The sequence below is a fragment of the Glaciimonas sp. PCH181 genome (assembly GCF_003056055.1).
Classification (GTDB): Bacteria; Pseudomonadota; Gammaproteobacteria; order Burkholderiales; family Burkholderiaceae_D; genus Glaciimonas.
The window spans coordinates 591,942-616,411 of sequence record NZ_PYFP01000002.1; the positions used below are offsets into that span (position 1 = coordinate 591,942).

Genomic DNA, 24,470 nt, shown 5'->3' on the forward strand with positions numbered 1-24,470 from the left:
TACACATTCTCACAGTATTTTGACTTAAATCGACGCAACTTCCCTGCGGCAAGTCACTCCAAACATAGCGGATACTTACATGGGCAAATGTTATCGATAGTGGTTGACTATTTCTATTATTTAATAAAATCGATTAGCACTCTATAATAGAGAGTGCTAGAATACCCGATCAAATCAGTATGGTTTAAGGTGCTATTAGCCCTTACACTCCATCTGATAGCTAGGAGAAACAATGAAAAATCCGTCACTACAAACTGCGTTAATTCCAGCCGAAGCATCGCTTGCGCTTGGCTTTTCGGGTACTTTGGGCAATATTGACGCGTATATTTCAGCTGTCAATCGTCTGCCGATGCTAACGCATGACGAAGAGATTTCACTGGCGCAAAAACTGCGTGAAAACAATGACTTAGCTGCGGCTCAAAAGCTCGTCTTGTCACATTTGCGTCTGGTAGTGTCGATTGCGCGCGGTTATTTAGGCTACGGTCTGCCGCATGCCGACCTGATTCAGGAAGGCAATATCGGCTTAATGAAAGCCGTCAAACGCTTTGATCCAGACCAAGGCGTGCGCCTGGTGTCTTATGCAATGCATTGGATCAAGGCAGAGATGCATGAATACATTCTGAAAAATTGGCGTCTGGTCAAAGTTGCGACAACTAAAGCGCAAAGAAAATTATTCTTCAATCTGCGCAGCCATAAAATTGGACTGGATGCGATGACGCCTACGCAAGTTGATGCATTGGCTAAAACGTTGAATGTCAAACGGGAAGAAGTCATTGAGATGGAAACCCGTCTGACCGGTCGTGATATTGCGCTGGAAGCGCCAACCGATGACGATGACGATAAATTTGCTCCTATCGCCTACTTGTCGTCGGATATGCAAGAGCCTACCAAGGTGCTTGAAGCGCAGCAATACGACCGTCTGCAATCTGAAGGCCTGGAATCTGCACTCGGAAAGCTGGACGACCGCTCACGTCGGATTGTCGAAGCACGTTGGTTGGCTAACGATGATGGTTCTGGCGCAACGTTGCATGAGCTTGCGAAAGAATTTGGCGTATCTGCCGAACGTATTCGTCAAATTGAAGCGGTGGCATTAAAGAAAATGAAAGGGGCACTAGTCGCTTACTCTTAATGTATTACTAATGCGTTAAAGACTAGCCGTCAGACTAACCCCACATAAAAAAAGCGCCAATTAGGCGCTTTTTTTATGGAAAATTCAGATCACGAAAGCAGCAATTTCAAGTCATGCACAATCGGATCCGGTCCTTGCCCATGACGTACAAACAGCCGTATATGTCCGGCCGGATCAAACACATAACTACCCGCAGTGTGATCGATACTGTAGCTACCCGGCGTCTTTCCGGGGACTTTTTGATAGAACACGCGGAATTCCTTCGCTACTTTTTCAGTCGCCGCCAAGTCGCCATACAGCCCTAGAAAGCGCGGATCGAAAGCTGGTACATATTGCGCCAATAAAGCCTGCGTATCGCGCTCTGGATCGACCGTGATGAACAGAACCTGGACTTTATCAGCTAACGGTCCTAGCTCTTTCATCACGCTCCCCATCTCCGCCATCGTTGTTGGGCAGACATCAGGACATTGCGTATAACCGAAAAATACGACTACCGCCTTACCTTTAAAATCGGCCAGCGTGCGCGGTTTGCCGTTATTGTCTGTCAGCGCAAAATCGCGGGCATAACCAAGACCGGTGACATCCGTATTAATGAACTTGCTGTTTTGTGGAGATAGCGTCATTTCCTGACTTGTCCCTGCGGCCTTATCGCCGCAAGCAGCAAGAGAAAAAGCCATGACAGCCATCATAACGGAGGTCAAAAGTGGATTTAAAACTGAGACAAAACGTTTCATGCTTACTTTCAATACGGCTTCGGAAAATAAATCAAAACCTGAAATAGTGATCGACTAGCAACGCGGCAAACAATAACGACAAATAAATGATTGAATAGGCAAAAGTTTTTCGCGCGATCAAATCAGTGTAATGTTTGTAAATCTGCCACGCGTACCAGAGAAAAATGGCACCTAAAATCGCCGCGCTGACCAGATAGATTAATCCGCTCATGCCGACTGCGAAAGGCAACATCGTAGTGGCAACCAAAGCAATCGTGTATAGCCAGATGTGGAATTGGGTGAATTTTAATCCGTGTGTAATCGGCAACATCGGCAAACCGGATTTGGCGTAGTCATCGCGACGATACATCGCCAGCGCCCAAAAATGCGGCGGCGTCCAAACGAAAATGATCAAGACCAATATCCAGGCTTGCATAGGCACATCATTCGCGATTGCAGCCCATCCCAATGCTGGCGGCATTGCCCCTGACAAACCGCCGATAACGATATTTTGCGGCGTTGCGGGCTTGAGTATCATCGTGTAAATCACTGCGTAGCCGATAAATGTCGCCAGCGTCAGCCACATCGTCAGGCCATTCACAAAGTTATACAACACCCAACTACCGATACCACCGATAACGCCCGAGAACACCAATGTCTGCGGCACCGTAATTTCGCCACGTGCCATCGGCCTGCGTGCAGTCCGCGCCATGCGAGAGTCAATTTCGCGCTCGACCAAACAATTGACAGCAAACGCTGCACCAGCCAGCAACCAGATGCCAATCGTTGCGGCGATTACGCGATGCCAGTCCGGTAACGTCGGGGTCGCCAAAAACATGCCAATTACCGCGCAGAAGACGGCCAATTGGGTAACTCTCGGCTTCGTCAGCGCCCAGTATTGGGCCACACGATTTGGGGTTGCAGTTAAGGTAGTCATGCGGTCAATAAGGTGAAGTCATGCGATCAGCCGAAGCTGGGTTACTTGGCGCCACCGGCACAACAGGGTGGATTGGCTTTTCGGTGGCTAGTCGAGTTTTGTAGTTTAACATGACCAGCAACAGCAGAATCAGCGCCGCACCACCGTTGTGCGCAACCGCTATCGCCAGGGGCCAATTGAAGAATATTGTGGCAAGGCCGGTCATCAATTGCACACCAATCATGACCAGCAACCAACGGCCGGCCTTGCGCAGACCGTCGACGCGCAACGCCTGACAGGCAAGCCAGCCGATAAAGGCAATCACGACAAACGCAAACATGCGATGCGTCCAATGGATGGCGGTTAACGCCTCAAATGGCAAATACTCACCGTCAGCCGTTTTGCCCAAATGACGCCAAAGCGTAAAGCCATGCTCAAAATCCATATCCGGGATAACCATCCCGTGGCACAACGGAAAATCATTACATGCCAGCGCTGCGTAGTTAGTGCTCACCCATCCGCCCAGCGCTATCTGCACTACTAATAGCAACATCGCGATTAGCGCAGGAGTAACGAGGCGACTGCCCTGCGCAGCGACCGGCGCATGATCACTTTGACGTGCCGCCAACCAAGTCAGCAGCGCCAGCAAACTCAATCCCAATAGCAAGTGGATGGTAACAATCACCGGCTGTAACTTCATCGTGACAGTCCACGCGCCGAAAGCGCCTTGCAAACATACCGTCAGAAATAATAGGGTCGGAAACCAGGGTGAAAACTTAATATCGCGTTGCACTTGATGCTGCGCGGCGCTCATCGAAGCCGCAGGCTTGAGCCATTTGATCCACGCTACCACCATCAGGCCAATGATGAGTACGCCGACACCCATTGCAAAGTAGCGATGGGTCATTTCAATCCACGCCTTAACGACCGTTACAGGACCGGTCGGCATGGCTTCTTGGGCAGCGCTAATATGCGCGTGCGCCAACAATGGATTGGAATGACCATAACAACCTGGCCAATCCGGACATCCCAGACCAGAATCCGTCAGCCGCGTAAACGCCCCGAACATAATCAGATCAAAGGTCAAAAACAAGGTCACCCAGACCAGCTTGCGATATTTGTTAGCGTCTTTAGACGCCCAGACCACGCTCAGCGCCAGCAAAGCGACCAATAGTCCCATCGCGGCAAGTTGAAGTAAATTTGACATCATCCAATGGCGGAAGCCCGCAGCAGTTTTGACAGGTCGGTCTTGACTTTATAAGGGTCGGCATCTTTAGGGAAACGCATCATCAGGTTGCTGCGCGGATCGATAAGATAGATATGATCGGCGGCAGTAGTTCCTGCTTCGGTCGGCAACCAGGCTTTCAACAGCTCCGGTTTAACGCGCAACATCTTCGTACCCGCAAAGGGTTGCAAGCTTTGTTTATCCAAAGGTTTATCGTCGGTGATCAGCCAAACCCGTTCGATACGCTCCATTTCTTTGCCTTGCATTTTCCTTAACTGGCGTATTTCAAAGAGTTTATCTTTACATTCTTTTTGGCAATCGCCGCTATCGACTTGCAGCATTACCCATTTGCCTTTGAAGGCGCTAAGTGCGAGCGGGGAGCCATCCAATGCAGTGCTGCCCAGATCGGGGATCGCATATTGGGTTGGCTCAAGTAGCGTGCCGTAATTGGTGCGCGTTTGCGGCTTGATAACGTAATAGGTGAAATACGATGCGATCATCGGCGCCGCACATACAGCGACGATCAAAAACATTTTGATGCGGCCATTTCGCTTCAAATTTTTACCACCCGCGGCTGCCGGCTGGTTTGCCGCCGTCTTACTCACGTTCACCGACAGAGGAGTTTTTTGCATCTTTGCGTCCATGTCTACATCCCGTCACAACAAAAAAGAGGAAGGCCATTACGGCCAGTGCATACCATTGGAATTCATAACCGCGATGCTTCTCGATGCCAAGCGAAGGGCTGGGCCAATCGCGGACAAGGCTATCGTGGTTATCTCCGGTCTGCTCGATCAAAAACGGTTGCAGCTGCAGTTTGCTGGCAGTTGCCAATTCAGGAATTGTCAGATTTTGTACAATAGCACCGGGCTGAAGCGCCGTCGGCTGCCCTAGTTGCAGCACCCTGCCAGCGTGCTTTACGACCACGCCCTCCACATCAACCACGCCCGCAGGCGTCGGATAGGGCAACAGACTCGCCCGGCTTTGCGGATTAAGCGGCAACCAACCGCGTTCGACCAGTACATGGACGTTCGAGTTCGCTATTTTAAGCGGCATTAATACATAAAATCCCGGACTACCTTTATAACTGCGATTGTCCAGATAGACTGGCCAATTCTGCACAAACTCGCCGCGTACTGTCACGCGCCGATATTCTATCTGATCAACATTTTGTAAAGCAGCGCTCAGTTGCAGCGGTGCTTCCATGCTGCGCTGCTTCATGGCGTCTTCAATCGCTTGTTTTTGATCACCACGGCGGGTTTGCCATTGCGCCAGCGAAATACCCAGCGCTATTAACAAAACCGTAGCGACAAAAGGAATCAATCGAAAACGGAATCTGAACCTGATCGGCAAACTATTACGCATTACAATACCGCCTTAGTTATCGATTCCTGAAACCCATCCATGAAAATCATTGTTGCCATCGCTTTCATTCTGATCATCGGTAGCCTGGCGTCCGCGCTCGTGTTTTTGATGCGCGACAAAGGCAAAAGCAATCGTACTGTACAAGCGCTGGCGCTGCGCGTCGGCTTCTCGGTGACGCTGTTCATTCTGCTATTGATTGCCTACAAACTAGGCTACATCCAACCTACCGGGATACGCTAATCTCGCGCTAGTCGTGATGCACACCGCTGACAATCAGACAAAATATATCTCTGCCGATGCCGCCATTCAGACCGCTGCGCTGGCTTAAGTGACTCCACCGGCAGCATAATTGCCTGTCGAACATGCCTGGCGGTATTGACGTTATTACCACTTCGTTTTTACCAGAAAAAAAGCCGCACCGAAGTGCGGCCTTTCTTTGAATCTACACTTACTTGTGGTCGATTTACAGCCAATACACCACAACGTACAAACCTAGCCAAACCACGTCGACAAAGTGCCAATACCAGGCAGCGCCTTCAAACGCGAAATGATTATCCGGTGTGAAATGACCCTTTAGTACCCGATACAACACTACGGACAACATGATCGCGCCGACGGTCACATGGAAACCATGGAAACCGGTCAACAGGAAAAACGTTGAACCGTAAACACCGGAAGTCAGTTTAAGGTTGAAATCTTGATACGCTTCCATGTACTCAGCAGCTTGAAAACACATAAACGTTGCGCCAAGCAAAATCGTTGCCGCCAACCAAAATGCTGTTTTGCCACGATGACCAGCGCGCAATGCATGGTGAGAAATCGTCAATGTCACGCCGGATGTCAGCAATAACGCAGTGTTGATCGTAGGGATCGGAAACGGACCCATAGTACGGAATGTCTCGATCGTACCGGCTGGACCGGTATTACCCCAGTGCGCAGCGAAATCAGGCCACAATATCTTATGGTCCAGATCGGCCAACCAAGGCATCGACACTGTCCGCGCATAAAACAATGCACCGAAAAATGCCGCAAAAAACATGACTTCGGAGAAAATGAACCAACTCATACTCCAACGAAACGAGGTATCGATACGCGGGCTATACAGGCCGCCTTCTGATTCGCCAATCGCATCGCCGAACCACTTATACAAGATAACCAGCAGCGCCAGAATCCCGGCTCCGCACACTTCCGGGGCGAAAGGAACACTATTCACCCAGGCCGCAGCACCTAACATCGTCAAAAGCAGCGCTGCACCACCTAGTACAGGCCATCTAGATGGACCTGGCACAAAATAGTAAGGTGCATTACCTTGTTGAGAACTCATTTCCATCTCCCGATACACATTTTAAATAATTTCTTGAGCTTACTGAGCGACAACCAGTTTCACAATCGTGACCAATATTGCAATGAAAATTGCGGCACCGATAACACCGGCAATTATCACATGCACCGGATTTAAACCGGCCGCATCGCTTTCGTAATCTTTCTTTTTACGTACGCCGAAGAATCCCCACAATACCGCTTTGACCGTCGCGCCAAATGAAATCTTACGGCGACTTGCCTTCTTCAGATCCGACATTTATGTCCCTTTATACCGCTTACCGCTGCTATCCCTCTAACAGTCAGACCAACAACAATTCCTTACCTGCTAATTACTTGAAACGCTATCGATGAAGATCCGATTGCGCATTCAGACATTAAGCAGGCTTTGCGACCACTGGTTTGGTGATCTCAAAAAAAGTATAAGACAACAAAATTGAAGTCACATTCTTAGGTATCGCTGGATCAATATAAAACACTACCGGAAACTCTTTGGCCTGATTCGGCCCCAACGTCTGTTGCGTAAAACAGAAACATTCCACTTTCTTAAAGAAGGCCCCTGCTTCCATCGGTGCGTAACTCGGAATCGCCTGCGCATCCATCGTGCGCGCTTCTTTATTCACGACCTCATAAATGACTTGCGTCATTTCACCCGGATGTACTTGCAAACTGCTCACAGTCGGACGGAAACGCCAGGCTCCGCGCGAATTACCGTCAAACTCCACCGTAATAGTCCGCGATTTATCAACCTGCGTGTTACTAGGTGCGACGACGGTTGAGTCTTGCGGTGTCAGGAAATTGACACCAGTAAGCGCGCAAATCGAGCGATATACCGGCACCAGACCATAACCAAAAGCGAACATCAACCCGGCAATCACGATTAGTTTGCCGAGCATCTTCCGATTCAACTGCGACGCATAAGAACGGTGTTCGTTATCGGGGCTTGGTGCGCTCATCAGGTAAACCAGACACGGTTAATAATGATCCCTACAAAGAACGCGATAGCAATCGATGCCAGCAGCAATGCAGTACGTAAATTGTTCGGTTTTTTTCTATCAGACATGGTGAGTCGGCAGGCCAAGGCCTGCCTTTCCTATCATTTTACGGTCGGTGGCACTTCAAATGTATGGAATGGCGCTGGACTTGGTACAGTCCATTCCAGACCTTCCGCGCCTTCCCATGGTTTCGCAGGGGCTTTTACACCGCCTTTGATAGAAGGGATAACCACGAAGAACAAGAAGTAGATTTGGCTGAGACCAAAACCAAACGCACCAATCGACGCCAGCATATTGAAGTCGGTGAATTGCGCAGGGTAATCGGCGATACGACGCGGCATACCGGCCAGGCCAAGGAAATGCATCGGGAAAAAGGTAACGTTAAAAGTGATCAACGATGCCCAGAAGTGAATCTTGCCGCGTGTTTCGTTGTACATGAAACCGGTCCACTTTGGACTCCAGTAATAGTAACCACCGAACAAACCGAACAATGAACCAGCCACCAATACATAGTGGAAATGGGCCACTACGTAATAAGTATCCTGCATCTGGATATCAATCGGTGTCACAGCCAGAATCAGACCGGTGAAACCACCCATGGTGAAAACGAAGATGAAACCAACAGCGAACAACATCGGGGTTTCAAACGTCATCGAACCACGCCACATTGTCGCGATCCAGTTAAATATCTTCACGCCTGTCGGAACAGCGATCAGCAATGTTGCGTACATGAAGAACAACTGCGCAGTCACTGGCATACCAGTGGTGAACATATGATGCGCCCAGACGATAAACGACAGAATCGCAATCGATGCAGTTGCATACACCATCGAAGCGTAACCAAACAATTGCTTACGGGCGAAGGCCGGGATGATCTGCGAAATGATACCGAACGCTGGCAGAATCATAATGTATACCTCTGGATGACCGAAGAACCAGAAAATATGTTGATACATCACTGGATCGCCGCCACCAGCAGCATTAAAGAATGACGTGCCGAAATGACGATCAGTCAGCGTCATGGTAATCGCACCAGCCAAGACCGGCATAACAGCGATCAACAGGTAAGCAGTAATTAACCAGGTCCAGCAAAACATTGGCATCTTCATCAATGTCATGCCAGGCGCACGCATGTTCAGTACGGTGGTGATGATGTTGATTGAACCCATGATCGACGATGCACCCATGATATGGATAGCAAAAATTGCCATGTCCATACCAGGTCCCATCTGAGTTGACAGTGGTGCATATAGCGTCCAGCCAGCAGCGGTTGCGCCGCCGGGGACTAGAAACGATGTCAACAGCAGAATCGCGGCCGGTGGCATTAACCAGAATGAGAAGTTATTCATCCGGGCAAAAGCCATGTCGGATGCGCCGATTTGCAGCGGGATCATCCAGTTAGCAAAGCCAACGAAGGCCGGCATAATCGCACCGAACACCATGATGATGCCGTGCATCGTGGTCAGCTGATTAAAGAATTCCGGCTTGAAGAATTGCATCCCAGGCTGAAATAATTCTGTCCGAATCAATAATGCCAGGACGCCGCCTGATAGCAGCATAGTGAACGAAAACCATAAATACAACGTACCAATATCTTTATGATTCGTCGCAAACAACCACCGGCGCCAGCCTGTCGGAACGTCATGCGCGTGGTCATCATGGTGATGGTCGTGAGAATGATCGTGTGCGTGATCGACTACTGTTGTGCTCATCTCAATCTCCTAATTCAATTACTTACGCGCAGCCAGCACTTCAGCCGGTTGAACAATGTTTTCTGCTGCTTTGTTGGACCAAGTATTACGGGTGTAAGTAATCACCGCAGCAATTTCGGTATCCGACAAGACAGCCTTCCATGCCGGCATCTGCATAGAACCGTCAACTTTACCTTCGAGCACAACATGAATCTGGGCAGCACGTGGACCGTTCACAACGGGATCGCCGTCCAATGCAGGGAATGCGCCTGGAACACCTTTACCGGTCGCTTGATGACAAGCTGCGCAATTCGCCACGTAGACTTTTTCGCCGCGTGTTTTCAGTTCGTCGATAGTCCAGACTTTACTTGGATCGTCCGCTTGCGCAGCCATTTCCTTCTTCTTGCCATCGACCCATTTGGTATAGTCGGCATCGCTGACTACCTTAACGACGATTGGCATGAAGGCGTGATCTTTACCGCACAACTCGACGCATTGACCGCGATAAGTACCAATTTTCTCAGCCTTAAACCATGTATCGCGCACGAAACCGGGAATAGCATCTTGCTTGACGCCGAATGCCGGAATACCCCAGGAATGAATCACATCGTTAGCGGTAGTGATGATACGAACTTTTTTATTGACCGGAACGATGACTTCGTTATCGACTTCCAGCAAATAGTTATCGTTTTTAACTTTGGTCGGATCGACGATTTGTTCATGCGGGGTCGACAGGTTGGACAGGAAAGAAATTCCCTCGCCCTCGCCCTTTAGATAATCGTAGCCCCACTTCCATTGCATCCCGGTGGCCTTGATCGTCAAGTCAGCATTTGACGTATCTTTCATCGCCACGACCGTTTTGGTCGCTGGTAATGCCATCCCGATAACGATCAGGAAGGGCACCACAGTCCATGCGATTTCAACTGTTGTGCTTTCGTGGAAACTAGCCGATTTGTGACCGCGCGATTTGCGATGCTTCACAATCGAATAAAACATGACGCTGAATACCGCGACGAAGATCACCAGACAGATAATCAGCATCCACGTATGCAAGTCGTAAATCTGTTGCGCAATTTGCGTCACCGGTGGCTGAAAATTCAATTGCAGTACCGCAGGACCGCCAACGCTGTCATTCACTGCCCACGACGGCAATGCCGTCAGGGATAGCGCACCAAGCATTAACGATATAAGGCGCTTCGCATATTTCATGTTTACCCCAAAAGCCCAAAATTATAATTCTATCAACTACCAGACGCGCCTTCGTGCTGCAGCTCTTGCCGCAACTCCCTCACAAATTCGCGCCGCTTCCATTCCGTCAAAAACCGACCCACTTCAACCCGGACACCATCCGCTTCCAGACAAATCAATTCTCTGCGAGAAGATTTCCCCCTAATCTGGATTGAACGTAATGCCAGTCTGTATTGTCGAACTTTCTGTGCCTGTATCAGCTCTACCAACAGGCAATCATCCTGCATAGCGATGTGCTCGCGATCAGTTGCGTGTCTTGCATACACCAAAAATGCTATGCCAACGGCAAGCATTTCGAGCGTTGCAAACAGCAACACAAACCAGGCTCCGCGCAACACACACACGGCGGCAACCAAGAATGACGTGCCACACATACACGCGTAAAAAGTAGCCAGTTGACGCGGTGCAATTGCGCAATTCCGCTTCAAATCCCATTCACGCCGGATCATTGTGTAGTACCTCAATGCTTGTAACGCCCCTGTCCGCACAAGCTAAAACCTTCGAAGTATAAGGGGTAACGGGGCTTATTATCAAGGAGAAATAAGCCCTGAAAGCCAAGTGAAGAACTTTCAACCCGCACTAAAATTACGGGTAAATTCGCTACACAGAAGATCAACGCCATCCTTACGGCCAAACCCCACGATATCGCCTGTTTTGCCCCATAAACAGGGCGTAATTTAAATACCGTTTGAATACGGGTAGGCATAATAGAGTGTTGTTTTATGCGCTAATTTAAATCCGCTAACGGGTGAGCTGCACGTTTTTCGCCCGACCAAGGCCCGATAAAAAATCCATCAATCCAGTCGCTAGCGACACTTTCTAATGTTGCATGCAACCATTTCGGCTGCCGATCCTTATCAATAATCAATGCACGAACCCCCTCCGAAAAATCGGCCCGCGCGGCGCAATGTAACGACACCACATATTCCAGCCGAAAAATTTCAGCCAAAGACAAATGTTGCGTCCGCCGCTGCAGCGCATACGAAAGACACGCCGAGCCGGGACTGCCCGCCACCAATGTTGCGATCGCCTTTTGCAGCCAGACATCGTCTGTATTCAGCGTGACAATCGCATCCACAATTTCCGCCAAAGTTGGCTCGCTGCAAAGCTGATTAATCAGCGCGAAGTTTTGCCACAGCGGCGCAGACGCTAACGCGGCATCCTCCGCAGAGATCGCGCTGCGTTGCAGCAAACGCGTCAATAAAACATCGTCGTCATGGCCAGACCAAGGTTGCGTCAGCAAAGCATCCAACACCGCTTGCTTGTTGGCTTGCGCAATATGATAGTCGGCAAGCTTGGCGAAAATAGCATCCGCCGCGCCAATCGAAGCGCCGGTCAATGCCAAAAAGAGACCAACCTGACCCGGCATGCGGTTCAAAAACCACGTCCCGCCGACGTCCGGATATAAGCCGATAGTGATCTCAGGCATGGCCAATCGTGATTTTTCCGTGACCACGCGATGGCTGGCACCCGCCATTAAACCGATGCCGCCGCCCATCACAATGCCATGTCCCCATGCAAGAATTGGCTTTGGGAAGGTATGAATCAAATAATCGAGTCGGTATTCACGCTCAAAAAAAGCACCGGCGTAAGTATTACCCTGAATATTTTCAGGATCATCCGAAGCGTGATGCTCCAGCATCGTGCGATACAAATGCTGCAAATCGCCGCCAGCGCAAAAGGCTTTTTCACCGGCCGCCTGAATAACGACGACGGCAATTTGCGGATCAGACGCCCATTTGCGCAATTGCGGATCTAGCAAATCCACCATCTCCAACGAAATCGCATGCAAAGTCTTTTCTGAATTCAGCGTGGCGATGCCGATGCGTTTGCCATTCTGTGTTGCGCGCTCTTCAAATAAAACCGGTGGCAAAACTAATGGTGCCAATACTTCTGAAATCCCCTGAGTCATTTCACATCCTCGATTGATCCACTATTTAACATTCCCCCACTGCTTCATTGGGGCTTTTTCGATTTTGACGTGCTTATAACGTGCTTTCAACCTACATCTAACGGTCTAAACAGCGCTAAAACACCCGCAGGCGGCGCTCTTGAATGGTGTCGTCACCATCTAAAATTGGGCTGTCTTACTGCAAGATTACGACTTGAAGTCGGTGTTTTCCGCAGAATAGCAAGAATTGACGTTTACGTAAACGTGACTATAAAACGCGTCCGCAAAACCAGGGATGAGGGGATGAAAAAAATGCGGCAGCGCACAACAAAAAAAGGGCGACGCTTGGAGCACGTCGCCCTAACTCACAGCCACCAGAAAACCAACAACATTCAACAGCCAGCGACGTATCGACACGCTATTGACGTTTGAATTTTTATCTCTGCCCTAAACAGAGATCGCTGCATTAAATCTCAAAGATCAGTTCAAATTACTTCGGCAACAACACTGTATCGATGACGTTGATCACGCCGTTCGATTGATACACATCGTAGGTGCTGATGCTGGCGACATGGCCTCCATCATCGGTCACGTCAATATTGTGCATACCGTTTTGCTTGAAGGTTAATTTACCACCGCTGGCAGTTGGCAACTCAGCCATTCCGCCGCCCTTTTTGATCGCGCTTGATAGTGCGACAAAATCATAACGGCCTGGTACGACGTGGTAAGTCAGAATCTTGGTCAACGTTGCTTTGTTTTCCGGTTTTACTAAAGTATCAACAGTGCCTGCTGGCAGTTTGTTGAAAGCTGCATTGGTTGGTGCAAATACAGTGAAAGGACCTTTTCCTTTCAGTGTGTCGACTAGCCCGGCAGCCTTAACTGCGGCAACCAGCGTGGTGTGATCGGCCGAATTCACGGCGTTATCGACGATATCTTTACTTGGCAACATACTTTGTCCGCCCACCATCACGGTGTTTTCAGCAAAGGCGACATTAGCGGCTAACAAAGCTGCGGAGAGGGTGATGACATAGCTTAATTTACGCATGATAATTTCCTTGAAAGAGTGAGTGTTGGGAGCTTGCAGAGAGATATACGCGCGCTTATCGAAACTGGATTCAGTGCTTTAGAAATTATTCAAAAAAATAGCGAAAGGATATAAAGAGGCGGCAAACAACCGAGGAGAAACTGAAGCAGGGATTTGAAGTAACGCTGAAAAATCTTAGAATACAAAATAGCAAAACTCGGGAGAGCTTTGCCAGAGTTGACAAGATAGGCAAGCAACCCTATCCAGGAAATGCAGGAAAAAATGAAGTAAGCCGATAGGCCGGATTCTGTTACGACGTTAAGGCTTGCACCCGCTCGTTATGACAACCATTCCTCTAGGCGCTGAATTACTCCAGCGCTCAAGCTTCCTACCCGCACGCTCCGCGAGCAACATCAACGCGTGCCTATTTGGAATTGCTCCGGGTGGAGGTTACCGCGTTTCACCGTAACTAAATACGCTCGTCTCTGTGGCCCTATTCCTCGCCTCACGGCGGACGGCCATTAACCGTCACCCTGCTCTATGGAGTCCGGACCTTCCTCCCGCCATGCCACTTGCGCAGCACGACCAGCGATTGTCTGGCTTACTTCAGCGCGCATTTTACATCAACCCTGCGCCGCCGCGCAGATAGTTTCCAGTAATACCATCTTCAGCAATCAATCAACGTCGTCATAATGCCAAAATAGCATGAGACAGCAGTCGGGCCGTTCCGTATAGTCTTTACCTTAGCGGCGGTGCGCGGTAATCTGGCGCAGCCCTCTTAGGCAATGCCGGTCCTATTTCACAGACGCAAAGGCAGCATTTTCACCCTATTTCTGCACCATTTCTCTTCATAGGATCAAGCAAATGCATATTTGCGTTTTAGGCGCTGGCGTAATCGGCGTGACCACCGCCTACCGCTTGCTGGAAGCCGGTCATCAGGTAACGCTGGTCGATGCTGCTGCGTTGCCCGGCTCCCAGACTAGTTGGGGAAATGGCGCGCAGTTGAGCTACTCCTATGTCGCGCCACTGGCGGACGCTTCGGTCTGGACCCACTGGCCGCACTATTTATTTAGCCCCGAATCGCCACTGACGCTGCGCCCGAAAATGGACCCGGCGCAATGGCGCTGGCTGCTGCATTTTTTAGCCGCATGCAATGCCAAAACTACGCAAAAAACCACTATCGAATTACTCCGGCTAGCTTTCTTCAGTCGCGATCAGCTAGCGCAACTGACCCAGGCAACGCCCTTCAATTTTCAGCACAGAATGGCGGGTAAATTGGTGATGTACACCGATAGCAAAGGATTGGTTGCAGCACGCAATCAGGTCGCGTTTCAGGCCGATCACGGTTGTCGGCAAGAAGTGATCGACGCTGCGCGCTGCCTCGAAATCGAACCCGCGCTGGCGAATGCAAAACGCGACTGGGCCGGTGGTGTCTACACCGCCAGCGAAGAAGCGGGCGATTGCGCCCTCTTCTGCGAACAACTAGTCGAAGCCATGGCACGTCGGCCACAATTTCGTTTCGCCCACTCAAAACGGATAGGCAAACTAGAAATGCGCAATGGCGCGCTGACCGCCGTCCACGCCGGTGACGAAGAAATCGGCGCCGACAAATTCGTGCTGGCGCTAGGCGCACACAGCGCCGCGTTTGCGCGTCAGGCAGGATTTTCGCTGCCGGTGTATCCGCTAAAAGGCTATAGCATCACCGTCCCGCTGAACGAGAGTGCGCAACAAGCCGCCGCGCCGCAAGTCTCGATTACCGACCTCTCAAAGAAAATTGTTTACGCACGCTTGGGCGAGCAATTACGCGTCGCTGGCCGGGTCGAAATACTCGGACTTGATCGACGTATCCCGGTGCGCGCGATTGACGAACTTAAACGCGGCGTCAGCGAATTATTCCCGGGAAGTCTGGACGCGGTAGCCGATAGCGCGCTGTCGCCATGGGCTGGTTTTCGCCCGGCCACACCGACCGGCATTCCGATTATCGGCGCATCACCGGTGCCCAATTTATATCTGAACGTAGGTCATGGCAGTCTCGGCTGGACACTGGCGCATGGCAGTGCAACATTATTATCGCAATTAATAACGGGCGAAATCACCAGCATCGATAGCACGCCATTTACGTTTCAAGGCTAAGCAACCTCGCCCAGATAAGCTGCCTGAGGGGCGTGATTCGCAGCGCGGCGAGACCTCTTCCGCTTTATTGCACCCTTAGTCAGACCTATTTCCCACGGCACGTTCGGCCTAAAAATCTCCCCGTAATTAAGGCAAAAACCTATCTTGCAAGGTAAATCTTGCCGCTAACGCCGTCCTCAGTCTAGAATCTGTGATCGACACATTTCAGCAGCATCCAGCCCGCGGAATGACCAAAAAAGGCAAGCCAGATATCTCATGCAATTCCACCTCCTCGCCTTTCTAAAGACTGTTTTCTTTGTGCTGGCAGCGCTATTGCCGATCCTGAATCCGCCCGGTAACGCACCAATTTTCCATTCGCTTACCGCTGGCGCATCGGACAGCACCCGCAATGCGCTGGCCTGGCGCGTCGCCGTCAACACCTTCATTCTGTTAGTCGCAGGGATGTTCATCGGCACGCATGTTCTCGCTTTTTTCGGCATCTCGCTGCCGGTAGTAAAAGTCGCCGGTGGCCTGTTAGTCATTGCCACCGCCTGGAAATTGCTGGATATGGAAGAAGCGCCAAAAGTGGACGCTATTCCCGGCTCACTCTGGACCAAAGAACTGGCCTCCAAAAAAGCCTTTTATCCGCTCACATTCCCATTTACAGTCGGGCCGGGATCGATTTCGGTCGCCATTACGTTAGGGGCCGGACTTCGAATTCCTGACGTGCCCATCGTCATTACATTGGTGGCCGCCGTCGTGGCATTGGCACTGGCAGCGGCAACCGTTTATTTCAGCAATCGTTTTGCTGGCGTGCTGGTGCGTCTACTGGGCGACACCGGCACAACCGTGATGCTGCGCATGTATTCGTTTATCTTGTTATGTATCGGCGTGCAGATTATGTGGGACGGCATCATCGGATTGTTACGCCAATTACGTGCGCTTGGCCTGTAATTATCTCGGGTATGGTGCCTCTGCCACTTTCCTTGCGCCATTTGTTACGGAACAACAGAATATTGACTAGCTATGGACACAGTCTTTGTGAAGGCTTAATCTAATGCTGACTTCTCTCGTCTGGCGGGATTGGTCAACAAACGAATATCAGCAATTCCCAGGTAATCGCCATAGTTTTATTAACAGCATCAGGAGCCCACTATGATCAAGAAAATCATTTCGATCGCAGCAGTAATCAGCATGTTCGGTATCCTATCCGCCTGCAACACATTTGAAGGTATGGGCAAGGATGTTCAGAAGGGCGGCGAGAAAGTGCAAGATGCGGCGCAAGATACCAAAGCAAAAATGTAATTAAGCAGTCAGCAATAACGCCGAACATTCGGCAAAAAAAACCCGACATCAGGTCGGGTTTTTTATTCGCCGTTCACATTAAAAAAACGCAAAGTTTGTCACAGCATCCATCAAATCGATCAAAAATTTCTTGCAGACAAACACCTTTTTTCGATCAATCCATATGAAACACTGTTTCCATCATTGCCCAATGCTCACCCTCTAAACGTGAAGCGAGCGGTTGTTGACAGGGACCACAGATACGCCACCATCTTTTGGTTTCCGCATCTTCCCCAATTTGGGCCATATCTGCATCAAAATCATTCCCGTGATATTCCCAGCAGCCGAACAGAAGATTTTCCGGCTCTCGCAAAAAAATCGTGTAATTACGTATATTCGCCTTCTGCAAAGTCGCTAACACTTGCGGCCACACCGCTGCATGCAGCGCCTTGTATTCCACAATACTTTCTGGGTTAATGCCTATTACCATTCCCATTTTCTGCATGTCTTTTCTCGCTATTAGGCGTTCGAATTACACCGAAAAACGCTGTGCATCTGAGTCTTCAGGCAGCACTTCAACGATCTCGTTCATGGCATATATTTAAGCCCCAATCGGCACCGGCGCACGTTCATCGATAAGTCCTTGCGATTGCAGCGTTGACCATAACTCCGCAGGAATCGGCATTTCAAACCAAGCAATATTTTGACGAAGCTGTGCCACGTCTTTGACGCCGGGAATACACGAAACAACCGCCGGATGCGCCATCGGAAACTGCAATGCGGCCGCAGGCAGCGGCACATCAAAACGACGGCAAACGGCCTCCAACGCCGCCACCCGCTGAACAATCTCGGTGGGCGCATCCATATAATTAAATTTTGGCAGGCCAGCAAGAATCCCCGAATTAAACGGCCCACCAATCACGATGGCATTACCAGCGCGTTCGCAGGCCTCCAGCAATGGTGACAGACTCGTCTGCTCTAGCAATGTGTAGCGGCCGGCCAGTAACGTGCAATCCAGATCAATTTCCTGCATGCTGTCATACACGATTTCCCACTCGTTCACGCCCAATCCTATCGCCGCCACTTGACCACTATTACGCAGCGCATCCAGCGCTTTAAATCCGCCGCCGCTAGTCAGTTGCTGCCAGTAATGGTCATGCAGATCGCCATGCGTGGTGCGCCCGATATCGTGCACAAACAGCATGTCCACATGCGCCAGTCCAAGCCGTTGCAAACTATCTTCGTGAGAGCGCATGACACCGTCATAAGTGTAGTCAAAAATGGGCCGAAACGGCAGCGGCGCGGCCCAGCCGTTTTCACCCGGCTGCACCGTCGCATCCGGGTTCATCAGACGTCCGACTTTGGTGCTGATCACGTAATCAGCGCGTGGACGTTCGCGTAAAGCCGTACCAAATCGATGCTCGGATAAAGTAAATCCATAATACGGCGCGGTGTCAAAATAACGTAGTCCAAGCGCCCACGCTTCATCCACCGCCGCACGCGCATCGGCGTCGCTGGTGGCGGTATACAAACCGCCGATAACTGCGCCGCCCATACCCAACGCGGTTAATTCCAGGCCGCTGCGAGGAAGTTGAAATCTATCTTTAGCGAGCATATTTATTTCCTAATCAGGCACATTAAAAAAATCCGATATCAAGCACGCCGCAGCGGAAAACAACTTGGGCCGGATGGCTCAAAACGTTTGTAAGTGAGGATAAATTCTTGATGGCCGAGCAATTCAGAGCGGCTTAATTCACCATTCGCCACATCACAAACCAGCGCCACAATCTCTGCGCCGACTTCCTCCAAATTCGCTTCACCGGTCAAAATACGACCAGCATTAACGTCCATATCGTCGGATAGTTGCGCATAGGTTTCTGGATTCGCGCAAACTTTGATGACCGGAGAAATAGCCGAACCGACCACCGAACCACGTCCGGTAGTGAACAACGTGATATGCGCACCGCAAGAAATCAATTCAACAATTTCAGCATTATCGGAAATATTCGGAAAGCCAAACCGCGGCTCGCCATCCGGAACCACATCGAGCAAATACAAACCGCCACCGGGTGCCTGATCGCCGGGCTTTAAAATACCGCAAATCGACGATGCACCGCTCTTGGCATACGCGCCCAATGATTTTTCTTCCTGCGTCGTTAAGCCACCATCCGCATTGCCCGGCGAAAAACTGCCGTGGCCCATGATGGTGTAATAATTCGCAGCCTTGGCAACTGTATCGACAATCGCGTTGCCAAGTTCGGGTGTCACCGCCCGATTTTTCATATGATATTCGCAGCCAACCAGCTCGCCGGTTTCTTCAAAAATGCAGGTGCTACCAGCATCGATCAGCATATCGAACGCGCGTCCCACTGCTGGATTCGCCGTGATGCCGCTGGTGCTGTCAGAGCCGCCGCAAATGGTAGCGACTACCAGCTCGCTCAACGCCATCGGTACTCTGGGCTGCTGCGCAATATCCTCTAGCGCCCATTGCACCCATTCAACACCGCTGCTAACGCTTAAGCGGGTACCCTTGTTTTCCTGAATCGTAATCGTATGCACCGGGCGTTCGCTGGCGGCTACCACGTCGGCTAAGCCGTGCTTGTTAAAACCTTCGCAGCCCAATGACACCAGCAAAACCGCACCAACGTTGGGATGCGTCACCAGGCGGCGCATCACCTGGTCAGCGTATTCATTTGGAAAACAACCGGCAAATCCAATCAAATGCACAGGTTGGTCCGGAAACATATTGACGACTTGCCGGGCGACGTGATGCGCGCATTCCACCATATATGCGACGACAACAATATTGCGTATCCCCTTGCGTCCGTCTGCCCGCAAATAGCCGGAAATTTCCGTGGTACTCATGGCTTACCTCTCAATAAAATGATGACCGTCACCGCTCAGGGTGTAGGTCGGAATGTAGTCGCTCTCCAGATTGTGGGTATGAATATGCTGCCCAATGGCAATCGGCTGAGACACGCTGCCAATCGGCGCGCCATACCGCACCACTTTTTCGCCAATCGCCAATGCGCGGCGGGCCAGTTTGTGGCCGATGTCGATAGCCTGTGTCAGCGTGATTTCCTGCCCATCAATCAACACGATATCCCCAGCGCAAAGCGCAGAGCGGGCGATAACACAATTGTCTTGCGCAGACATCAGCAATACGCCGAAAACGCGCGCAGGGGTGCTAGTGGTCACCATGCGGTACACCTATAAAAAAGGGGATAAAAAAGAAGGCTGCGAACAGCCATCAACGGCCTGAATAAAAGGCCGTTGGTCATCAATAAAAAGCGGATTAAGCTGCTTCGGGAGCTTGTCCGCGAGTGCGGATGGAGGTCAGCAGCGAGGTCCGGGCGGAGTGTAAATGACTGCGCATACACTCCAGCGCTTTGCTCGGATTTTGCTCCTCCAGCGCCAGCAGAATCGCCAGATGTTCGGTCAAGGCGTAGCTGTTGCGCTCCATCTCCTCGCCTTTGTCCCACTGATAATGATAGTGAAATACGAAAGAAATGATGTCGTAAAATTCCTGCGCAAATCGATTGTGCAGCAAGCCGATCAAGAAAGTATGAAACTCGCGATCCAGCGCCGGAAACTCGCCGTAGCGCGTTTTCATTTTTGGCTTCAATTGCTGGTGTTTGGCGATCAATCGGGCGAGTTCTTTGTAGGCAGGATCGGACGACGGAAGACTGCAAAAACGTTCGACCGCAGCGATTTCGAACATCTGCCGCATATCCGCCAACTCCTGCGCAAATGAAGGATCGAAGGCGCACAGACGCCAACCGCCACGCGGCTTTTTCTCGATCAAACCAAAGCGAGAAAAACCGATCAGAAATTCCCGGATACTGACGGTGCTGGTCCCTGCCTCTCGCGCCAATTCTACTTCCGAAAACTCGGCCCCCGGCTGCATATCGCGCTGGAACACGCGCTCCATCATGACCTGCTGAATACGCTCCATGCCAGATTGCAATTCCGCCACGTCGAAATAGTCGTCCTCGGTCGGCCGCCGTATAAGTTGGCGATCCGTCAGCCCATTGATCACGCCCCGCGTGTGCAAATAAGCCATCGCGCTGCGCACCACTGTGCGGCTGCCCTGACAGGTCGTTGCCAGAAATTGTTCGGATGGCAGTGCTTCGCCCACTGTCATGTTGCCGGCGATGAATTCCAATAACAGATTGGTCGACTTTTTGAAGATGGTAGGTGGTTTTGACATCGAATTTTGTCTGTGCAATTGCCGCGTTGCGCGTGGTTAAGACTACCTGAGAATACGCAATAAATTTCATAGTATTTTACCAGTAAAAAACAATTCAACTTGCGCCTTCACGGGCTGAAATACGCCTTTTTGATCGTTCCGGCGCAATAAATTGTTCGGGCGCATTATTGATCTTCGCCCAAAGCCAGCCGTAACCGGCGCTGCGGAATCGCCAGCCCCAACTCGGCGGCCAACGCTAGCACCGGCGTAAATCGTCGCTGCTTTTTTTCAAGATGATGTTGTGCAATATCGGATAAACGATGCGCCAGAAAAGGGTTACAAAACCGCTCTTTTACTTGCGCCAAATAGTCGCGTGTCAAAGACTCCTCATCCAGCGCAATAAATATCGGCAATACCTCTTCTTCCCAAACGGCATTCAGTTGCGCGAGCAATGCTGCATCCGACATGGCCTGTAACACCGTTTCGTCGGCAGGACGATTGCACGTCAACCACTGCTCAGCAAGATAGGTATGACCAAGATTAAGCAAAAATAGCTTCAACCGGACATAGCGATCCAGATTATCGGTGACGATAATCTGTGGATGCCGACACGGCAATACCATGCCGGGTTGGCCCTCAATCGCCCACAAAGCATAAGGCTCAGCGACCGCGCCGATTGGATCAATCGGTGCCGAAACAATCCGATCCACGAGCGAATTAACCCAGATGCAACTCTGCTGAAGATAGGCCAAAAAGTCAGCGCTCATTTGCCATTCGCGGGCGATACCAACGACCAGTTCGCGTAATACGTCACCATTGCGCGTCACCAACTCGCAGGGAAATAACGTAATCGGCGCAGCATTCCGTTGAAAACGGCCATGCAGTAAAACTAGCAGCTTGGCCGGAAAACTCACCGGCGCGATATTGCTTTGAAGCAGCGCGGCATTGTCGTCGGTCGAGAGCTGAAAACCGCTGTCCCCGGTATTCGACAAAATGACCGTTATTTCACCCGCAACGCGTTCTCGGATAAGCGACCAATCGCGGCCCGTTTGCAATGCCTCGGTGACCGACGTCACGCGCTGTTCTACGTCAATTGCCGCACCGTTTTGCCATCCCCGAATCCGTACCGGAAATCCATCTTGCCGATTGAAAGCCGCAATCCGTCGCGCACTTTCAGCGCTCTCGCTAGTCTGCACAATCGTAATGCCGCCGAGCGCGTCACCGTGCTCTTGCGCCTCGCTGACAAACAAATCAACGTGGGCCTGAAGGAAACGGCTAGTGCCAAATTGGAATATTGGATTCATGGGCACTCAACATTCAACCAGTGCTTTAATCACACCAGCCGACGGTTTCAGCCATTCCGGAAAAATGCCCGGAAGCGCATCCAACGTGGTCCGATGCGTGTTCAGCAATTGCGTCGGTACCAATCCTGCGCGCATCGCTGTCAAGACGGTTTCAAAATCTTCTACAGTGGCATTACGACTGCCAAGCAAAGTCGTTTCGCGTTTATGAAATTCAGGATCGGAAAATGAAATCGCATCGCGCACGATGGATACCAACACATAGGTGCCGCCATGCGCGACAAATTCAAAACCGCGTTCCATCGCTTTAGTATTGCCGGTGGCGTCAAACACCACGTCGAAAAATTCCTGTTGTGTCAGTTCTGCCAATTGCATCTTGTCGGTCGGGCCGACCTCAATCGCGTGTGCAATGCCCATCGCTTCACGACAGAATTGGAGTCGATCTGCCCGCGTATCCAACATGGTTATCTTCCCACCTTGCAGACCTGCGAACAGCGCCGTGGCGATACCAATCGGTCCTGCGCCAACTACCAGCACGTTTTGCCCCGGCGCTATTGCAGCGCGGCGCACGGCATGCGCGCCAATGGCCAGAAACTCAATCATCGCCGCCTGATCCAGCGATATGCCGTCTGTCTTAAATGCGAAGGCTGCGGGGATCGACAGATATTCGGTCAGACCGCCATCGCGATGCACGCCCAGCACTTGAATATTTGTGCAGCAATTCGTTTTACCTTTTCTGCACGCCACGCAGACGCCGCAAGAAATATACGGCATGACGTAGACCGTATCGCCAGCCTTTAAGCTAGAGGCCAAAGATGCCTCAACCACCTCGCCCGCCAACTCGTGACCCATCACTCGCGGATAGTTAAGATATGGCTGCGTGCCTTGATAAATATGCATATCGGTTCCGCAAATGCCGACACGCCGGACGCGGATCAGCACCTCGTCCGGCCCGCGCACCGGCATGGGCCTTTGCTCCATGCGCAGAACACCCGGACTTGCACAGACTAGCGTCTTCATCATTTTTTCTCATTTCCTCAATTGACAATCGCGACTCCCGAACTCGGGAAGCCGCTTTCTCCATGGACCATCAACCTGAACACCGCAACGTCAGCCCTCAGATCGCGGAATCAAAACTGCGATTAATACAAAACGTTCTTTGCTTCTGGCAAATCAATATTTTTCTTATTCACCATGACGACGCCGGTATTTACAAACTTCGGCACCGTTTTTCCACCGATAACGCTCACCAATGTCTGGATACCCAACGAACCCATTTGATAAGACCCTTGCACCGCCGTTGCATCCAACGTGCCGTCTTTCACAAAGCCTTGCAAATCTTGATTACCATCGAATCCGATAGCGACCACTTTTCCGGCTTTGCTGGCTTGCGTAATTGCCCGCGCCATGCCGACGGCGGTTGGTTCATTCGCGCCAAAAATGCCCTTTAGATCAGGATGCGCGGTGAGTACATCGGTGGTCTGGTTCAGGGCCGTCGCCATTTGCGATTGCGAGTAGAAAGTATTCACAATTTTCAGCTGGGAATTTGCGGCAATGTAACGCTTAAAGCCACCAACACGTCCGATTTCAGAACCGACGCCAGCAACGTAAGACATGACCGCAATCTTGCCAGTCTTACCGATTTTGGCGATCAGCTCTTTAGCGCACAATTCACCGGCAGCTTCGTTATCTGTAGAAAGAAACGACTGATAGTATTTTTTGCCGCCATCGGACACTAAAGAATCAATCAGAATCACCGGTATCTTGGCTTCCCAGGCTTTCTTCATGACCGGGATCAACGCGTCAGGATCAGACGGTGCTAAAAGAATCCCGGCCACTTTACGATTCACGGCGTTTTCGACCATGCTGACTTCATCTGCAATCGCGGACTCCGATGCTGGTCCCTGAAACGACATCGTGTAACCCTTGGCATCCTTCATCGCAGCAGCTGCGCCCTTTTGCACGTTTTGCCAATAGTTGGAATTAGACGACTTCACGATCACCGCAATTTCACCACCGGCAGCAAACGCCGAATGCATCGAAAACGCCAACGCCGTCATAACAATGCCG

Annotated in this window: 27 protein-coding genes and 1 other RNA gene; 5 read left to right on the plus strand and 23 right to left on the minus strand. The window is 50.9% G+C overall.

Annotated features, from left to right (window positions below):
- Positions 1–232: 232 nt before the first annotated feature.
- Positions 233–1,129 (plus strand): RNA polymerase sigma factor RpoH, encoded by an 897-nt coding sequence (gene rpoH / locus C7W93_RS15825; protein WP_108441237.1) that lies wholly within the window; start codon positions 233–235, stop codon positions 1,127–1,129.
- An 89-nt stretch (positions 1,130–1,218) separates the two neighbouring features.
- On the opposite strand, the gene C7W93_RS15830 is transcribed toward rpoH, so the two are convergent.
- The 5 genes from C7W93_RS15830 to C7W93_RS15850 are packed head-to-tail and all read right to left on the minus strand — an operon-like array spanning position 1,219 to position 5,345.
- Positions 1,219–1,863 carry an SCO family protein gene (locus tag C7W93_RS15830; protein WP_201747274.1) on the minus strand — a complete coding sequence of 215 codons (645 nt, stop codon included), beginning with the start codon at positions 1,861–1,863 and terminating at the stop codon, positions 1,219–1,221.
- Positions 1,864–1,894: 31 nt separating this feature from the next.
- Positions 1,895–2,779: a heme o synthase gene (cyoE, locus tag C7W93_RS15835; protein WP_108441239.1), complete on the minus strand. Its 885-nt coding sequence runs from the start codon at positions 2,777–2,779 to the stop codon at positions 1,895–1,897.
- Between the two features lie 4 nt (positions 2,780–2,783).
- A complete protein-coding gene (locus C7W93_RS15840; protein ID WP_108441241.1) occupies positions 2,784–3,968 on the minus strand; it encodes a heme A synthase in 1,185 nt (394 codons plus the stop codon).
- Positions 3,965–4,615: an SCO family protein gene (locus tag C7W93_RS15845; protein ID WP_370446469.1), complete on the minus strand. Its 651-nt coding sequence runs from the start codon at positions 4,613–4,615 to the stop codon at positions 3,965–3,967. The genes C7W93_RS15840 and C7W93_RS15845 overlap by 4 nt, the downstream gene beginning before the upstream one ends.
- Positions 4,581–5,345, minus strand: a complete 765-nt coding sequence (locus C7W93_RS15850; RefSeq protein WP_370446470.1) for an SURF1 family protein — start codon at positions 5,343–5,345, stop codon at positions 4,581–4,583. The genes C7W93_RS15845 and C7W93_RS15850 overlap by 35 nt, the downstream gene beginning before the upstream one ends.
- A 39-nt stretch (positions 5,346–5,384) precedes the next feature.
- On the opposite strand from C7W93_RS15850, the gene C7W93_RS15855 reads away from it, so the two are divergent.
- Complete coding sequence (locus C7W93_RS15855; protein ID WP_108441244.1) at positions 5,385–5,585, plus strand: twin transmembrane helix small protein; 201 nt, start codon at positions 5,385–5,387, stop codon at positions 5,583–5,585.
- A gap of 223 nt (positions 5,586–5,808) precedes the next feature.
- On the opposite strand, the gene C7W93_RS15860 is transcribed toward C7W93_RS15855, so the two are convergent.
- The 10 genes from C7W93_RS15860 to rnpB all read right to left on the minus strand — a co-directional run bounded on the left by C7W93_RS15860 (position 5,809) and on the right by rnpB (position 14,122).
- Positions 5,809–6,675, minus strand: a complete 867-nt coding sequence (locus C7W93_RS15860) for a cytochrome c oxidase subunit 3 (protein WP_108441246.1) — start codon at positions 6,673–6,675, stop codon at positions 5,809–5,811.
- Positions 6,676–6,708: 33 nt separating this feature from the next.
- The gene (locus C7W93_RS15865) at positions 6,709–6,924 is read right to left on the minus strand and encodes a DUF2970 domain-containing protein (RefSeq protein WP_108441248.1); all 216 of its coding nucleotides are present in this window, start codon (positions 6,922–6,924) and stop codon (positions 6,709–6,711) included.
- Positions 6,925–7,042: 118 nt separating this feature from the next.
- Positions 7,043–7,621, minus strand: a complete 579-nt coding sequence (locus C7W93_RS15870; protein WP_108441250.1) for a cytochrome c oxidase assembly protein — start codon at positions 7,619–7,621, stop codon at positions 7,043–7,045.
- On the minus strand, positions 7,621–7,728 hold the full coding sequence (locus C7W93_RS25130; protein ID WP_225869908.1) for a cytochrome oxidase small assembly protein: 108 nt from the start codon (positions 7,726–7,728) through the stop codon (positions 7,621–7,623). Before C7W93_RS25130 ends, C7W93_RS15870 begins: the two co-directional genes overlap by 1 nt.
- 33 nt (positions 7,729–7,761) lie before the next feature.
- Positions 7,762–9,372 carry a cytochrome c oxidase subunit I gene (ctaD, locus tag C7W93_RS15875; RefSeq protein WP_108441252.1) on the minus strand — a complete coding sequence of 537 codons (1,611 nt, stop codon included), beginning with the start codon at positions 9,370–9,372 and terminating at the stop codon, positions 7,762–7,764.
- Between the two features lie 18 nt (positions 9,373–9,390).
- Positions 9,391–10,560 carry a cytochrome c oxidase subunit II gene (gene coxB, locus C7W93_RS15880; protein ID WP_108441254.1) on the minus strand — a complete coding sequence of 390 codons (1,170 nt, stop codon included), beginning with the start codon at positions 10,558–10,560 and terminating at the stop codon, positions 9,391–9,393.
- Positions 10,561–10,592: 32 nt separating this feature from the next.
- The gene (locus C7W93_RS15885; protein ID WP_108441257.1) at positions 10,593–11,048 is read right to left on the minus strand and encodes a DUF2244 domain-containing protein; all 456 of its coding nucleotides are present in this window, start codon (positions 11,046–11,048) and stop codon (positions 10,593–10,595) included.
- A 278-nt stretch (positions 11,049–11,326) separates the two neighbouring features.
- Positions 11,327–12,511, minus strand: a complete 1,185-nt coding sequence (locus C7W93_RS15890) for an enoyl-CoA hydratase/isomerase family protein (protein ID WP_108441259.1) — start codon at positions 12,509–12,511, stop codon at positions 11,327–11,329.
- Positions 12,512–12,980: 469 nt separating this feature from the next.
- Entirely contained in the window at positions 12,981–13,535 is a 555-nt protein-coding gene (locus C7W93_RS15895; RefSeq protein WP_108441261.1) for a fasciclin domain-containing protein, read from the minus strand.
- 259 nt (positions 13,536–13,794) lie between these two features.
- Positions 13,795–14,122, minus strand: an RNA gene (gene rnpB / locus C7W93_RS15900) — RNase P RNA component class A.
- A gap of 256 nt (positions 14,123–14,378) precedes the next feature.
- On the opposite strand from rnpB, the gene C7W93_RS15905 reads away from it, so the two are divergent.
- The 3 genes from C7W93_RS15905 (at position 14,379) to C7W93_RS15915 (ending at position 16,931) form a co-directional block, all read left to right on the plus strand.
- Positions 14,379–15,647: a D-amino acid dehydrogenase gene (locus C7W93_RS15905; protein WP_108441263.1), complete on the plus strand. Its 1,269-nt coding sequence runs from the start codon at positions 14,379–14,381 to the stop codon at positions 15,645–15,647.
- A 255-nt stretch (positions 15,648–15,902) separates the two neighbouring features.
- Positions 15,903–16,580 carry a MarC family protein gene (locus C7W93_RS15910; RefSeq protein ID WP_108441265.1) on the plus strand — a complete coding sequence of 226 codons (678 nt, stop codon included), beginning with the start codon at positions 15,903–15,905 and terminating at the stop codon, positions 16,578–16,580.
- Positions 16,581–16,820: 240 nt separating this feature from the next.
- Positions 16,821–16,931 (plus strand): entericidin A/B family lipoprotein, encoded by a 111-nt coding sequence (locus tag C7W93_RS15915; protein ID WP_370446501.1) that lies wholly within the window; start codon positions 16,821–16,823, stop codon positions 16,929–16,931.
- Between the two features lie 154 nt (positions 16,932–17,085).
- Here the strand turns inward: C7W93_RS15915 and C7W93_RS15920 are convergent, their stop codons facing one another.
- The 8 genes from C7W93_RS15920 to C7W93_RS15955 form a co-directional block, all read right to left on the minus strand.
- Entirely contained in the window at positions 17,086–17,415 is a 330-nt protein-coding gene (locus tag C7W93_RS15920; protein WP_108441268.1) for an L-rhamnose mutarotase, read from the minus strand.
- Positions 17,416–17,511: 96 nt separating this feature from the next.
- The gene (locus C7W93_RS15925) at positions 17,512–18,525 is read right to left on the minus strand and encodes an aldo/keto reductase (protein WP_108441270.1); all 1,014 of its coding nucleotides are present in this window, start codon (positions 18,523–18,525) and stop codon (positions 17,512–17,514) included.
- A 38-nt stretch (positions 18,526–18,563) separates the two neighbouring features.
- Positions 18,564–19,775, minus strand: a complete 1,212-nt coding sequence (locus C7W93_RS15930; RefSeq protein ID WP_108441272.1) for a UxaA family hydrolase — start codon at positions 19,773–19,775, stop codon at positions 18,564–18,566.
- Positions 19,776–19,778: 3 nt separating this feature from the next.
- Entirely contained in the window at positions 19,779–20,111 is a 333-nt protein-coding gene (locus tag C7W93_RS15935) for a UxaA family hydrolase (RefSeq protein WP_108441274.1), read from the minus strand.
- A gap of 94 nt (positions 20,112–20,205) precedes the next feature.
- Positions 20,206–21,120 carry a GntR family transcriptional regulator gene (locus C7W93_RS15940; RefSeq protein ID WP_108441276.1) on the minus strand — a complete coding sequence of 305 codons (915 nt, stop codon included), beginning with the start codon at positions 21,118–21,120 and terminating at the stop codon, positions 20,206–20,208.
- Between the two features lie 164 nt (positions 21,121–21,284).
- Positions 21,285–22,403, minus strand: a complete 1,119-nt coding sequence (locus C7W93_RS15945) for a D-mannonate oxidoreductase (protein WP_108441278.1) — start codon at positions 22,401–22,403, stop codon at positions 21,285–21,287.
- Between the two features lie 6 nt (positions 22,404–22,409).
- Complete coding sequence (locus tag C7W93_RS15950; protein ID WP_108442162.1) at positions 22,410–23,420, minus strand: zinc-binding alcohol dehydrogenase family protein; 1,011 nt, start codon at positions 23,418–23,420, stop codon at positions 22,410–22,412.
- Positions 23,421–23,542: 122 nt separating this feature from the next.
- A complete protein-coding gene (locus C7W93_RS15955; protein WP_201747308.1) occupies positions 23,543–24,460 on the minus strand; it encodes an ABC transporter substrate-binding protein in 918 nt (305 codons plus the stop codon).
- Between the last annotated feature and the right edge of the window lie 10 nt (positions 24,461–24,470).